14 protein-coding genes are annotated in these 13,210 nt (G+C 42.1%); 7 read left to right on the top strand and 7 right to left on the bottom strand.

Going from position 1 to position 13,210, the window contains the following annotated elements:
• Nucleotides 1–88: 88 nt before the first annotated feature.
• A complete protein-coding gene (locus FKN05_RS03705; protein ID WP_099612378.1) occupies nucleotides 89–718 on the bottom strand; it encodes a DNA-J related domain-containing protein in 630 nt (209 codons plus the stop codon).
• 231 nt (nucleotides 719–949) lie between these two features.
• Here FKN05_RS03705 and FKN05_RS03710 point away from each other — a divergent pair, with 231 nt between their 5' ends.
• Entirely contained in the window at nucleotides 950–1,555 is a 606-nt protein-coding gene (locus FKN05_RS03710) for a DUF2238 domain-containing protein (RefSeq protein ID WP_161428290.1), read from the top strand.
• 20 nt (nucleotides 1,556–1,575) lie between these two features.
• On the opposite strand, the gene cutA is transcribed toward FKN05_RS03710, so the two are convergent.
• The 3 genes from cutA to FKN05_RS03725 all read right to left on the bottom strand — a co-directional run bounded on the left by cutA (nucleotide 1,576) and on the right by FKN05_RS03725 (nucleotide 3,246).
• Nucleotides 1,576–1,908 (bottom strand): divalent-cation tolerance protein CutA, encoded by a 333-nt coding sequence (gene cutA / locus FKN05_RS03715; RefSeq protein ID WP_099612376.1) that lies wholly within the window; start codon nucleotides 1,906–1,908, stop codon nucleotides 1,576–1,578.
• Between the two features lie 22 nt (nucleotides 1,909–1,930).
• Complete coding sequence (locus tag FKN05_RS03720; RefSeq protein ID WP_099612375.1) at nucleotides 1,931–2,587, bottom strand: HAD family hydrolase; 657 nt, start codon at nucleotides 2,585–2,587, stop codon at nucleotides 1,931–1,933.
• Between the two features lie 110 nt (nucleotides 2,588–2,697).
• On the bottom strand, nucleotides 2,698–3,246 hold the full coding sequence (locus tag FKN05_RS03725; RefSeq protein WP_245869548.1) for a hypothetical protein: 549 nt from the start codon (nucleotides 3,244–3,246) through the stop codon (nucleotides 2,698–2,700).
• A 165-nt stretch (nucleotides 3,247–3,411) separates the two neighbouring features.
• On the opposite strand from FKN05_RS03725, the gene FKN05_RS03730 reads away from it, so the two are divergent.
• Nucleotides 3,412–3,885 carry a CreA family protein gene (locus tag FKN05_RS03730; RefSeq protein ID WP_170886920.1) on the top strand — a complete coding sequence of 158 codons (474 nt, stop codon included), beginning with the start codon at nucleotides 3,412–3,414 and terminating at the stop codon, nucleotides 3,883–3,885.
• A 111-nt stretch (nucleotides 3,886–3,996) separates the two neighbouring features.
• Nucleotides 3,997–5,730, top strand: a complete 1,734-nt coding sequence (locus FKN05_RS03735) for an EAL domain-containing protein (RefSeq protein ID WP_099612366.1) — start codon at nucleotides 3,997–3,999, stop codon at nucleotides 5,728–5,730.
• Here FKN05_RS03735 and gcvT read toward each other — a convergent pair.
• Nucleotides 5,702–6,832, bottom strand: coding sequence for a glycine cleavage system aminomethyltransferase GcvT (gene gcvT / locus FKN05_RS03740; protein WP_170886921.1), 1,131 nt, complete (start codon nucleotides 6,830–6,832; stop codon nucleotides 5,702–5,704). The genes FKN05_RS03735 and gcvT overlap by 29 nt on opposite strands.
• Before the next feature lie 601 nt (nucleotides 6,833–7,433).
• Here gcvT and gcvH point away from each other — a divergent pair.
• The 4 genes from gcvH (at nucleotide 7,434) to cspE (ending at nucleotide 11,712) form a co-directional block, all read left to right on the top strand.
• Nucleotides 7,434–7,814 (top strand): glycine cleavage system protein GcvH, encoded by a 381-nt coding sequence (gene gcvH, locus FKN05_RS03745; protein WP_170886922.1) that lies wholly within the window; start codon nucleotides 7,434–7,436, stop codon nucleotides 7,812–7,814.
• A 135-nt stretch (nucleotides 7,815–7,949) separates the two neighbouring features.
• Entirely contained in the window at nucleotides 7,950–10,814 is a 2,865-nt protein-coding gene (gene gcvP, locus FKN05_RS03750) for an aminomethyl-transferring glycine dehydrogenase (RefSeq protein ID WP_161426864.1), read from the top strand.
• A gap of 118 nt (nucleotides 10,815–10,932) precedes the next feature.
• A complete protein-coding gene (locus tag FKN05_RS03755) occupies nucleotides 10,933–11,169 on the top strand; it encodes an RNA recognition motif domain-containing protein (protein WP_099612364.1) in 237 nt (78 codons plus the stop codon).
• Between the two features lie 330 nt (nucleotides 11,170–11,499).
• Nucleotides 11,500–11,712 (top strand): transcription antiterminator/RNA stability regulator CspE, encoded by a 213-nt coding sequence (gene cspE, locus FKN05_RS03760; protein WP_099612363.1) that lies wholly within the window; start codon nucleotides 11,500–11,502, stop codon nucleotides 11,710–11,712.
• Nucleotides 11,713–11,781: 69 nt separating this feature from the next.
• Here the strand turns inward: cspE and FKN05_RS03765 are convergent, their stop codons facing one another.
• Both FKN05_RS03765 and FKN05_RS03770 read right to left on the bottom strand, forming a co-directional pair.
• Nucleotides 11,782–12,096 carry a DMT family transporter gene (locus FKN05_RS03765; RefSeq protein ID WP_161430429.1) on the bottom strand — a complete coding sequence of 105 codons (315 nt, stop codon included), beginning with the start codon at nucleotides 12,094–12,096 and terminating at the stop codon, nucleotides 11,782–11,784.
• A gap of 214 nt (nucleotides 12,097–12,310) precedes the next feature.
• A complete protein-coding gene (locus FKN05_RS03770) occupies nucleotides 12,311–13,171 on the bottom strand; it encodes a DMT family transporter (RefSeq protein ID WP_099612362.1) in 861 nt (286 codons plus the stop codon).
• Nucleotides 13,172–13,210 lie beyond the last annotated feature (39 nt).

A 13,210-nucleotide genomic window follows, 5' to 3' on the forward strand; every position in this document is an offset into this window, starting at 1 on the left:
TTTATTGCATCGATCTTTATTGCTTTATTCTGCCAAGCTCTACTCTGAATAAGGCAATAAGACCATAAAGATGCGTGACGGCTCAATACTAAGCTTCTGGTTCTTGGCGTAAAACGTTCCATGCAGCACATAAGATTCGAAAGCGCTCTGCGTTACCGTTATCCCGATCTGGATGCCAGCGCAGTGCCAGTTTTCGCCAAGTTTTTCGAATTTCAAAAGAGGAAGCCTCTTCTGTTAATTCAAACAAACGCAATGCTTTAGCACGATCTAAGGTTTTAATACTCTCCCCGCCCACAAAACGTTGGTAGCGAGTCCAAAACTCATTCAATAAACGTCTAACTTCCCCTTCACTTGCTTCGTAGTGCTCCCAGTGGGTGTAATAGTCTCGTAGTGGATCATGATCATCAATCACGTATTGCGCATGACGAAACATCGGGCGTAAAGCAATGTCCATCGCTTCAACCTGAAGCCAACTTTTGGGGTAGAGCATCTCTTGTAACTGGTACAGAGCATTCATAATCAAAAAATTGCGCTTAAAAAGATCTTTCTCTCCAGTCGCATCCAAAACTGGCATTAACCCTTGTTCGCTTAAATGTGCCGCCAAGGTGTGCACCTTCCAGCCCGAAGGTTGGCGCTTTAGCACTTCCAAAATGGGCCATAATAATGGATTTTCCATATACGATTGAAAGGTTGTGCTCAATGCTTGTGTATGTGACATGCGATCCCCATCCTTGCCTGTATGCTATATATTCAAAGCTAAAGTAAAGGATTTGTCGAGTACCATCCTATCTAGATTGTCAGTTTTTGAACTCGGCTCTGTTTCTTAGCCGCTTATCGAATAAAACGAGGTAAAACCCTTCTTGCTGTCTAACACTTATTCGAAGTAAAATACCAATTGAACACTGTTCACAAGGAAATTACTGATGTTGATGAGGGAATACAAATCGTTATGATACTATCCAAACCCATCGCTTTATTTACTCTAGCTTATTTACCTATTTTCCTGTTTTCGGCAATAGCTCCTACTTCCCATGCGGTATGGATTGCTGAAATTTTACCAGCAATATTAATCCTATCGGCTTTATGGTGGCTCTCGTACTACCATACGTTAAGTAAAACAGCTTACTTACTTGCTTTTATCTGGTTGGCATTGCATACAATTGGTGCTAAATACACCTTTGCTGAGGTTCCTTTTGATTGGTTTAATCAGCTTGTTCATTCTTCTCGCAATCAGTTTGATCGAGTCGCACATTTTGCGATTGGTTTATATGCCTACCCCATCGCCGAATGGTTATTGCGCCGACAGTTAGCTAACCGGATGATCGCCACTTTATTTGCACTTTTTTCTGTTATGAGCGTCGCTGCAGGATATGAAATTATTGAATGGTGGTATGCAGAGCTTGCGGGTGGCGAGGAAGGTTTAGCGTTTTTAGGTTCACAAGGTGATATTTGGGATGCGCAAAAAGATATGCTTTGCGATACATTAGGTGGCATCACAGCACTGATCATCCTGAATTGGCAGTGCCACAAAAACCCACATCGATTTACCCAGTAACGGTCGATACAATGCAGATGCTACTGTTCATTGATCTGAGTATGTTGATTTAACCAAGATAAATAAGGATCAAATCCTTCGCTAATTGGAAGCTGTATAATTTCAGGAATTTGATAGCAGTGTAAACGAATGATTTCCTCCTCTAGCGCTGGATAACAGGCTATACGCGTTTTTATAATCAATAAAATTTCATCGTCACAACAAATTTCATTATTCCAGCGATAATGGCTCTGAATAGGTAAGGTCTGTATACAAGCAGATAAGTGCTTAGAGAGCAAAGATTGAACCATCAACTGAGCATTTTCTGGCCGGTTGGTGGTCGTTAATACTATACAAAAGCTTTCATTACTCATGACATCCTCAGCATTATTTGACTTAGAATAGATACTCTATCAGCTCATCCAATTGGCTTATTAATTGAACATTAGGATGATGAAAATGGTTCAATGAGCTGAGTGGCTGAAGCTGAAATGTGGCAACACCTGCACTGACTCCCGCTTTCACGCCTTTTGCTGTATCATCCACATAAACGCACTCATCAAGAGAAAACCCCATATTCATGGCGCAATAGCGAATAAGATCGGGCTCAGGTTTCCAACTGTTTGCCTCGAAAGCTGAAAAGATTTTACCATCAAAGCGCTCTGCCAATCCGGCCCGAGAGAGACAACTGACCATTTTTTCATAAGGGGCATTGGAAGCCACACAATATTCAATCTGATACTTGTCAAGCTGTTGCAATAAAAATTCACTACCAGGCATCGCTTTAAGTTGTGTCATAAAAATAGACTCAAGTTCTTGTCGGTAGCGGGATTCTAACAGATCGAGATCGGCACTCATTCCTGCTAATTCTAGTGTATCTGATAAAATATCGGCAATTTTCCCTCCAGAAAAATGCTGAGCCACATCCTGGAACGTTAATTGCGCACCTAATGCATTAAACACTTTAACTAAAGCCATGCAGCATAAACGTTCACTATCAACTAAGGTTCCTTCGCAATCAAATATCACGCAGCGAAACTTTGCTTTTTCCATATTACACCTCCTGTTACTCAAAAGTGTATACGGATAGATGCATAACAAAATGATACAGTTAACAGAATCAAGTAAGATGACCCAACCGATGCTTATATCTTCAAGCTATGTCACTCTTCTTGCCCGCTCGTTGGCAACTCTGATTCAATATATAGACGGCCACTAAATGGACGACCTTCGAGCCATTTTTCGAACACGGCACAAGCAAAATCATTCGGTGTTCCCAAAACCTTCTGATTATGAATGACGATATCGGAGATCAATACACTTTGTTCGCATTCGGTTAATAAGGCAGCCGCTACTGGTTGTGTATCCACAAATCCTAAAAATAGAGAACAAGGTGACGAATAAATGATTTGCGTAAAAAATTCCACCAGCAATGCCCGTTGCTCTTCTTGTGGACAACGTGATGCCTGAAGTAATGCAAACATAATCGTCAAGCGATGAAAATCAACTAAATAAATATTATTTAGATGAATACCATGCTGAGTATTGAATGCCAGTGGAGTAACCTGCTGCTGTCTATTGAGCAATAGATAAAGATCTCGTCCTTGAATACTCTCTGGGGTTGGATATAACACATTGACATGCTGACAAAGCCAGTTGTTTTTTTTATCCACAATGGCTTGCATAGCAAGATCGACAAAAACGTGGGTCATAAGGTGATACTTCTTATTATGAAAGCGAGACATCGATAATGAGCCCTTCACTATCAACATCAACCGCGGTATTGTGGCTATATTAGCATAATTCTCCCCTACCTTTCTTGTTCATTACTGCTATCATCACTCCATTCGAAGAACAGCCTCTTAGCGAGTATCAATATGAAAAAAATAGCATTAACCCTTGGCTTATCTGTATTACTTGTAGGATGTGATAATAACGAAGTGGGCGATGTGTCGCTTGGTTTATTCACAATGAAAGATATTAAAATTGCATCGTTAGATGATCCAATTGTGACTGGGGTTACCTGCCATATTGCCTCGATTGAAGCTAACTTAAGCCTTGCAGACCCGAGTGACAGTTCTATCTCATGTCGTCAAACCGGCGAAATCACGCCTGAGATGATCGCCAAAATTGATAAAAGTAAATCCGGTGACGTGGTCTTTAAGCAATCCAAAAGCATTTTCTTTAAATCAATGAAAGTCCGCCGTATCTATGACTCAGAAAATCAAACGCTGCTTTATCTATCCTATTCAACCAAAGAAACATCAGGGAGCTTCAAGCATAGTTTATCAACCGTGCCACTCTGGGGAACACAAGCTTATCGCAATGAAACCACTGTACCTCAAAGCTAAAGTAACGCATGCCATAAACGAGGATATTGTTTAAAATTGATTCGTTGAGCCTAATTTTACTTGGCGTTATAGTAGGTTACCTACAATGGTCAAACCCCTCGGTGTATTAATATGTTGTTAACAGAAGGCTCTTCAACCAAAAACCAGCACACCTTTCTTAAGTATCAACAACATCGTCTAATTCATATTTTTGACCTATTCAGTGAAGGAGTTTTTCACATGGGGGTTGATGGAAGCATGACCGTTTATAACCCCCAATTTTATGACCAATTTGGGTTTTATCATTCCACAATTTCTTATCAGGATTGGCTATCCATCGTTCATCCAATTGACCGAACAAAACTTGAACAACGCGTAAAGCAGCATTTAGAACAAGAATCACGAGTTACCACAGAGTATCGAGTCAAGCGAAAAAATGGCCAATATTGCTGGATTCTCGGTACTGCAGTCACCAAGACCGATCAAGGGGAGCGATTTATGGTCGGTAGCCACCGTGATATTTCTGATCAAAAAAAGCTGAACTCTTTTTTACATCAAGCCGCCTTTTATGATTCAGCATCTGGAATGGCCAACACAACCAAACTACTGCGTGATATTAATGACATTAAATGCCATGCCACCTCACCTCAAGCAACCTTGATTTATATTCAAGTTGAAGATATCAAATCCTACCTTAACCACTATGGTTCCGATGTTATCCAACATATACTTCACCATATGAATCGAGCGCTCAGCACGTTAATGCATTACGACGCGACTCTTTATCGAGTGCGCACTGATGATTTTGCTATTTTGCTCCGCTCATCAAAGAATCAAACCCAGCTTCAAGCGCTATGCCATACCATTCTTGAACGCTATGCTCAGTCTGCTCAAGAACAAGGGCACCTTTTGGGAGATAAAATGAATATTGGGGTTTATCCCAATTTCTCTCTTGAACACGATGCCGCACAAATTCTTAATATTGCCTCTCGAACCTGCCAATATGCGGAAGAAAAGAGTGATTCTCGAATTGAAATTTATAGCGGTCAAACGCAACAAGCCGTTGATCGATTTTTTTATATTGAGCGAGGGCTAAAAGAAGCATTATTCCAACATTCGCTTTCGGTGAAATTTCAACCGATCATTGAGGCCAAGACCGGCAAGGTAGCCAGCTTTGAAGCGTTAGTTCGCTGGCGTTCTCCGGCGTTCGGTGAAATTTATCCTGATGAGTTTATCCCTTTAGCTGAAAAAAAAGGGTTGATTACCGAGTTAGGTTACCAAGTGTTTGAACAAGCTTGTCGATTTATCAGCCAGTATCATGCTGTCCATGGCGTCAGCACTCGGATCAATATTAACGTCTCTGTTTTACAGTTATTAAACAGTAACTTCCCTGTCAATATCAAAATGATGGCTGATGCGGCCGGTGTTGCTCCGTCGTTAATTGTGTTAGAACTGACCGAAACTGTCATTTTAGATGGTAATCGTCATGCAATCCGCCAGTTAAACACACTGAATGAGATGGGATTTCAACTCTCATTAGACGATTTTGGTGCTGGTTTAAGTTCAATCTATAGCTTTTTCGATTTGCCACTCGACCAAATTAAAATTGATCGTACGATGGCTTTAAAAACGCTGATCAATCCAGTCTCAGAACAGTACCTTAGTTTTATTATCCAATTGTGCCATTCCAAAGGCATGGCTGTCGTGATTGAAGGGATAGAAAACGCAAACATGCAGCAAGCATTCGAAACGATGGGAGTTGATTACCTGCAAGGCTATTGGTTTGCTAAACCTTTATCGTTTGTCACAGCAAGCCGTTATACCTTGCTTGGTATCCTTAACCGCGAAAATAACGCTGTGGTATAAAAGGCATTTTAACCACCCGCATCGCGATCCGCTTTCCACGAACCTCTGCAAAAATCGTTTGATCAATAACGGCCCAATCGCTGCGTACATAAGCCATGGCAATCGGTTTTTCTGCACTCGGCCCAACCGTTCCGCTGGTAACGACACCAATTTTATTTCCTTTTTCGTCAAATAATTCCGTGCCTTCTCGAACGGGGACTTTCGTTACTCCCACTAATCCGACCCGTTTACGAGTCACCCTTTGGCTTTCAATTTGATGCAAAATCACCTCTGCGCCAGGGAAACCACCTTCCCTTGCTCCACCATGACGGCGTGCTGGAGAAATCGCCCACATTAAACCGGCTTCAACCGGGGTGGTCGTTTGATCCAAATCATGCCCGTATAAACACAATCCACACTCGAGACGAAGTGAGTCTCGAGCGCCAAGCCCTATCCATTCAACCTCATCGGCATTCATTAATGTTGAGGCAAAGGTAACCGCTTGTTCAGCAGGTAAAGAAATTTCAAAGCCGTCTTCTCCGGTATAACCACTACGGCTAACAATGCAATCAATGCCGTTGATTTCCATTTGCTGAATATCCATAAAATGTAATTCATGTACTTTAGGTTGCCAACGAGCCAATACATTTGCCGCAGCCGGGCCTTGCAGTGCCAATAATGCACGATCATCGACGACATCAACGATGACATCACTGGGTAAATGAGTGCGTATATGATCAATGTCTTGTTGTTTGCAGGCAGCATTAACCACTAAAAACAGATGATCACCTAAGTTGGCAATCATAAAGTCATCTAAAACGCCTCCTTGTTCATTGGTGAATAAAGCATAACGCTGCTTGCCGATGGAGAGATCTATCACATCAACCGGAACTAATGCTTCTAACGCTTTTGCAGCATTTGAGCCAGATAGGCGTAATTGCCCCATGTGAGAAACATCAAATAATCCAGCCGCTTGTCGTGTATGTAAATGCTCTTTCTTAACGCCTAAAGCATACTGAACGGGCATAGCGTAACCGGCAAAAGGAACCATTTTAGCGCCCATTGCTAAATGCATAGCGTGTAAAGGAGTCACGCAAAGATCGTGAAAAGTCTGTAGAGCCATTGCTATCTCCATGACGTTTAATTCAAAAACCAACGCGCAAAAAGCGCGATCAAGTCAACATTTTCAATCATAAATAGAATGCGCTGATTGTTCATGGCCAACAACCTTTACTCATAAATATGCATTACATTTAACACCAAGATCACATTTAACTGAATTCACTGAACTAAGAAGCCTTATTTTTCAATCGATAACCAACTTAAACACCATAAAATATTTATGATTAGACACTCAACACATTTTACTCACCCGTTGATAACAACATCAAACAAAACAACATTAAACAAGGGAACTGGTTGTACATGGGGCATCCGGAATTCAAATAACGCCTTGTTATGTCGTTAAAATGTGCTTTCTGTAACAAAAAACAGCCTGAGATTTCTTATAAAAAATTTTTAAATTGAACGCCTATTTGTGAAATAGTATGTTATTAATTTGTTAGTAGATAAAGTTCCTATCGATTCGGTGATCGATAGCGCAAAAGTTCTCACCTAGCTGTTGCAAACTTGGGGTTGGTTTAACAGCCAATCACGCAAGAAAATAGAGAACGTTATGACTCTCTATCCGTTGAGTATTTAACCGTATACAGGAGACAACACAAATGGATAAAACGCTTAAATTTACCGATAGCCACGAGTGGGTTCGTGATAACGGTGATGGGACAGTAACGGTCGGTATTTCTGAACATGCGCAAGAGATGCTCGGTGATGTAGTTTTTGTTGAATTACCTGACATAGACAGTGAATGTGATGCAGGTGATGGCTTTTCTTTAGTTGAATCAGTCAAAGCCGCTTCCGATATATACGCTCCGGTCTCTGGTATCGTTATTGAAGTCAATGATGAACTTTCTGATAGCCCGGAGCTCATCAATGAATCTCCTTATGATACAGGCTGGATTGCTAAAATTAAGCTATCAGACCCCGCAGAACTCGACGATCTTAAAGATGCGGATCAATATCTCCTCACCATCGAAGAAGAATAAAGAAGAATAATTAACTTATGATAGATCAACGATAAAGCGACCTTTGTCCATGGGTGGCTTTGTTGATTGTGGACTTGAGGTATCGGCGCTGATTCAACGAACTTCACTTGTTGCGATTTTAAAAGGTAAAGAAAAATGACCACACTGCTTGACAGCTTACAACCCAAGAATGAATTCATCGCTCGTCATAACGGGCCGAATACAGCAGAACAAGCCAGCATGCTCGATGTGGTTCAAGCGAAAAACCTTGAAGAATTAATAGCGCAAACCATTCCTAAAAATATTCGCTTAACGGCACCACTCACACTTTCAGAGCCAGAAAGTGAAGCAGAAATGCTCGCCCATCTCCAACGTTTTGCTCAACAAAACCAGCTTAAGCGAACTTTTATTGGTCAAGGGTATTACAATACCTTCACACCCAGTGTCATTTTACGCAATGTTTTGGAAAATCCTGGCTGGTATACCGCTTACACCCCCTATCAACCAGAAATATCTCAGGGTCGATTAGCCTCGCTGCTTAACTTCCAACAAATGATCATTGATTTAACAGGGATGGAGATTGCTAATGCTTCGTTACTCGATGAAGCAACAGCAGCAGCAGAGGCGATGACGCTTTGTCACCGAGCTGGGAAAAGTAAACACAACACTTTTTTTGTCGCCGATGATGTCCATCCTCAAACCATTGAGGTAGTAAAAACACGAGCCGCTTTTCTTGGATTTCATGTGCAAATCGGCCCGCTTGATAGCTTGACCCAGCAACCAGCTTTTGCCGCTCTGTTACAAAACCCCAGCACGACAGGAGAAGTGCGTGATTTAACTGCAATTATCAACAAAGCCCACGCTCAAAATACCCTAGTCACCGTCGTCACCGATTTACTTGCTTGCACCGTGATTAAACCGGCCGGAGAAATGGGGGCTGATGTGGTAATTGGCTCCGCGCAACGATTCGGTGTCCCCATCGGTTATGGCGGCCCTCATGCAGCTTTTATGGCTACACGTGAAACCTATAAACGTACCATGCCTGGGCGAGTAATTGGAGTCTCTATTGATAGCAAAGGCAATCAAGCACTGCGCATGGCGATGCAAACCCGAGAGCAACATATTCGACGAGAAAAAGCCACCTCCAACATTTGTACCGCACAAGCTCTATTAGCCAATATGGCTGGGTTATATGCGGTCTATCATGGTCCAGATGGGCTTAAAAAAATTGCTCGTCGAACTCATCATTATACTGCCATCCTTGCGGCAGGACTGACAAAAGCCGGATACGAATTGGCTCAGCATACTTTTTTTGACACCTTGACGCTCCAGACCGGCGATGCAACAGAAAAATACTACCAATTAGCTTTGGAGGCCAATATCAATTTGCGAAAATGGCCGCATCAGTTAGGGATCAGTTTTGATGAAACAACGACCTTAGCCGACATTAAAACCTTATTTGCTCTTTTTGAGGTCGAAGCATCGATTGATGACCTATCGACTAAAATTGCCGAAAATGAATTCGCCGCCATTCCTCACTCATGTCAGAGACGATCCAACTATCTCATGCATCCAGTATTTAATACCTACCATACTGAAACGCAGATGATGCGCTATCTAAAACAATTAGAAAACAAAGATTTTTCTTTGACACATGGCATGATTCCACTGGGTAGCTGCACCATGAAATTAAACGCGGCAGCAGAAATGATCCCTATCTCTTGGCCCGAATTCGCGTCGTTACATCCATTTGCACCTAAAGAACAAGCTGCTGGATATGCTGCGTTAGCTGATGACCTAAAACATAAATTGTGTGAAATCACCGGTTATGATGCCTTTTCTTTACAGCCCAATTCAGGCGCATCGGGTGAATATACGGGGCTAATTGCGATCCAACGTTATCATCAAAGCCGTGGCGAGGGACATCGCAATGTTTGTTTAATTCCCAGTTCAGCTCACGGTACAAACCCTGCGACAGCATCCATGCTATCTATGAAGGTTGTTGTCGTGCGCTGTGACCGTCTTGGTAACATTGATCTGAGCGATCTTTCAGAAAAGATTAACATATACCGCGACCACCTTTCTGCCATTATGATTACTTACCCGTCTACACATGGCGTCTATGAAGAACAGGTCCGCCAAGTCTGTGAACAGGTTCATGCTGCCGGTGGGCAAGTCTATCTGGATGGGGCGAATATGAATGCGCAAGTTGGCTTAACGTCGCCGGGTTTTATTGGCTCTGATGTTTCTCATCTGAACTTGCACAAAACGTTCTGCATTCCTCATGGCGGTGGCGGCCCCGGTGTTGGACCGATTGGGGTAAAATCCCACTTAGCGCCTTTCCTTCCGGGTCATATTCAACAAGGCGGGGATGGCGAGCATTTTTCAGTATCGGCTGCACATTTAGGCAGTGCCTCCCTGCTCCCTATCTCTTGGGCTTATATTACCATGATGGGAGCACAAGGCCTTGAACAAGCGACTCGATTGGCGATATTGAATGCAAATTACATCATGGAACGTTTACGTCCTTATTACCTTATTCTTTATCGAGGGGTACATGGACGAGTCGCTCATGAATGTATTATTGATATCCGCCCCATTAAAGAGCAAACTGGGATTAGCGAGGAAGATATTGCGAAACGCCTGATGGACTACGGATTTCACGCACCAACGATGTCTTTTCCCGTCGCAGGCACTCTCATGGTTGAACCAACAGAATCAGAAAGTCTTGCCGAACTGGACCGCTTTTGTGAGGCGATGATAGCGATTCGCGAAGAAATTAAGCAGATCGAACTCGGCCATTGGTCGATCACAGATAATCCATTGGTCAATGCCCCACACACATTGATTGATTTAGCACAAGACAAATGGTCACATCCTTACTCAAGAACACAAGCGTGTTTTCCATCTTCCCATGTTAAAGCCAACAAATATTGGCCAACCGTTAACCGGGTTGATAATGTCTATGGTGACCGTAACCTTATCTGTTCTTGCCCTGATGTTGAACACTATTTAAAGTAATAAAGCAGAAACTTAAAGTAAAAAGCAGAACGTGCCAAATAACATTTACTGGGATTGTCTTGGTTTCTGAACCATTAGCTGCGACAATGGTATGTCAATCCATACAAGATCAATTATCATGAAACTGTTAGTTAGAAACCTTGCTCGTACCACGACTGAGCATGAGTTAAGAGTACTCTTCACCGATTTTGGACAAGTGACCGAGTGTACTTTAGTCCTTGACCAAGAAACTGGTCTATCAAAAGGTTTTGCCTTTGTAACGATGCCAAATGATGATGAAGCAAAATCAGCCATCAGCGCACTTAACTTAACGTTATTCGCTAAAAGTAAAATTCGGGTAAAAAAAGCGGATTAACAATTGAGCAGGACGAGAAGATCTCGTCCTGTAACATTCACTGTCTATTGCTACTTCTAATGCGTACCATATTTCGCTCTCATCCATAATCATTGAGATGTATAAATTCAAATAATAAAAAAATAGTGCTAGCTATTTAAATTACTCCGTGTATAGTATCACTCGGCTCTTAAAGAAGAGTTGTTAATGTAAATTCAGTGTAAGTTTAGTGTTATACAAGTCGCGAAACCTTTCGTTATACCTGTGTCAACTGCACCTAGATCGACCATTCAATAGCTTGTCTCAGCCAAAAACTAATTCAATTAACACTTAAGATATATAGAGGTGACTATGTCTGGTAATACGACTGGTACAGTAAAATGGTTCAACGAAACTAAAGGTTTTGGTTTTATTTCTCAAGATAACGGCGGTAAAGATGTATTCGTACACTTTAATTCTATCGTTTCTGATGGCTTCAAAACTTTAGCTGAAGGCCAAAAAGTGAGCTTCAACGTTGAAGAAGGCAAAAAGGGCCCACAAGCGACTCAAGTAACCGCTCTGTAAGTCTATATTGCTATTATAATTGCAAAACGCAGTGCCTCGGCACTGCGTTTTATTTGGTTCAACAAAACGTTAAGACGCAAATTTCATTCCAATAATACCTAGCACAATCAATCCTAAGCTTGCAATTTTTACCATGCTAACGGGCTCTCCCCAAAAGACCAGACCTACGATAGCCGTTCCTACAACACCGATACCAACCCACACACTGTAGGCTACCCCTAACGGTAAGGTTTTTAATGATAAACCCAACAAAACAAAACTTAACACTAAACAAGCCAAAGTAAGTATTGAAGCGACAGGCTTACTAAACCCTTCGGTATATTTAAGGCCTGCAGCCCAAGCCACTTCACTCAAACCTGCAATAAAAAGTATCAACCAAGCCATAATTCGACCTCTGTTATCAATAGGGCCGTCCCTTGAATGACAATAGAGCGGTAAGGTCGTCCTTACTTCTAAATAAATCGATAAAACATCAAAAAGTCTGTATCCGCGCCAAATAGCATAATTAAACGTTTTTATCGATAAGTCGTATCTTACACACTAAAAAATCCCCTATCTAGCCCGTCCTCTACTCACTCCGTGCAAAGTAGTAAGCTAATTAGCGTTGTATCCAAGGTATCCGGTAAAGCAGTAGCGCGGCAAGTAATAAACTGCATCCAACAATTTTATTAAACGGCAGGCTTTCATGATAAAACCAAACGCTGAGTAATAAGGTCCACACGGGCTCTAACAGCATCAACAACGCTGCATTCGCGGGATGTGCTTTTTTTTGTCCGATTGTCTGCATTAAATAACGTAAACTGGTCGCTAACAACACGCTTAGTGTAAACCATTTCCAAGTTCCTAAGCTTATCGTCTGCGGCCAAGCTTCCAAGAAAAACGATAATAATAAACCCACCATACCGGCAGTAAACAACTGTAATGTGGTCAATAGCATGGGAGGTAACTTCGCTGAGCATTGGCTATTAAAATTAAAATGCAAAGCCAAGCCAAATGCAGCGATAAGAAACCATAGTTGGTTAGGTGCTATGTGCCATGCGCCGTTCCAAGAAAGCAAAAAAAGTCCAAGTACAGCAACCGGTAATGAAAGCCAAAACGCTCGGTTTGGTTTAAGGCCAAACAAAGGCCATGCTAGGAGTGGTACAAATAACATGGATAAGCTCATAATAAATGCGCCTTCACCCAGTGTGGGACTGATTGAAATCGCATATATCCAGCAAAAAATTGAGCCGCCCAAAAACAGCCCCACCCCCATTGCTTTAAAACAATCCTGACGGGTTGCCTGTTTAAATGCAGAAAAGCAAAAAGGGGCTAAAATACACGCCGCGGTCACAAAGCGTAATCCAATAAAGCCAAATGGCGGTAAACCTTCGATTGCCTGCTTGGAAAACACCCACCCAGCAGCAGCAAGCATGGTTGTGATGATCAAAATCAGTTCAGAGCGGAAGTTAGCAAACATAATTTAGGGTCTGAGCCTTTCGGAGTGAAAGAAATCGAT

Origin of the sequence: Vibrio sp. 1-1(7) (assembly GCF_013048485.1) — a bacterium.
GTDB classification, from domain to species: domain Bacteria; phylum Pseudomonadota; class Gammaproteobacteria; order Enterobacterales; family Vibrionaceae; genus Vibrio; species Vibrio fujianensis.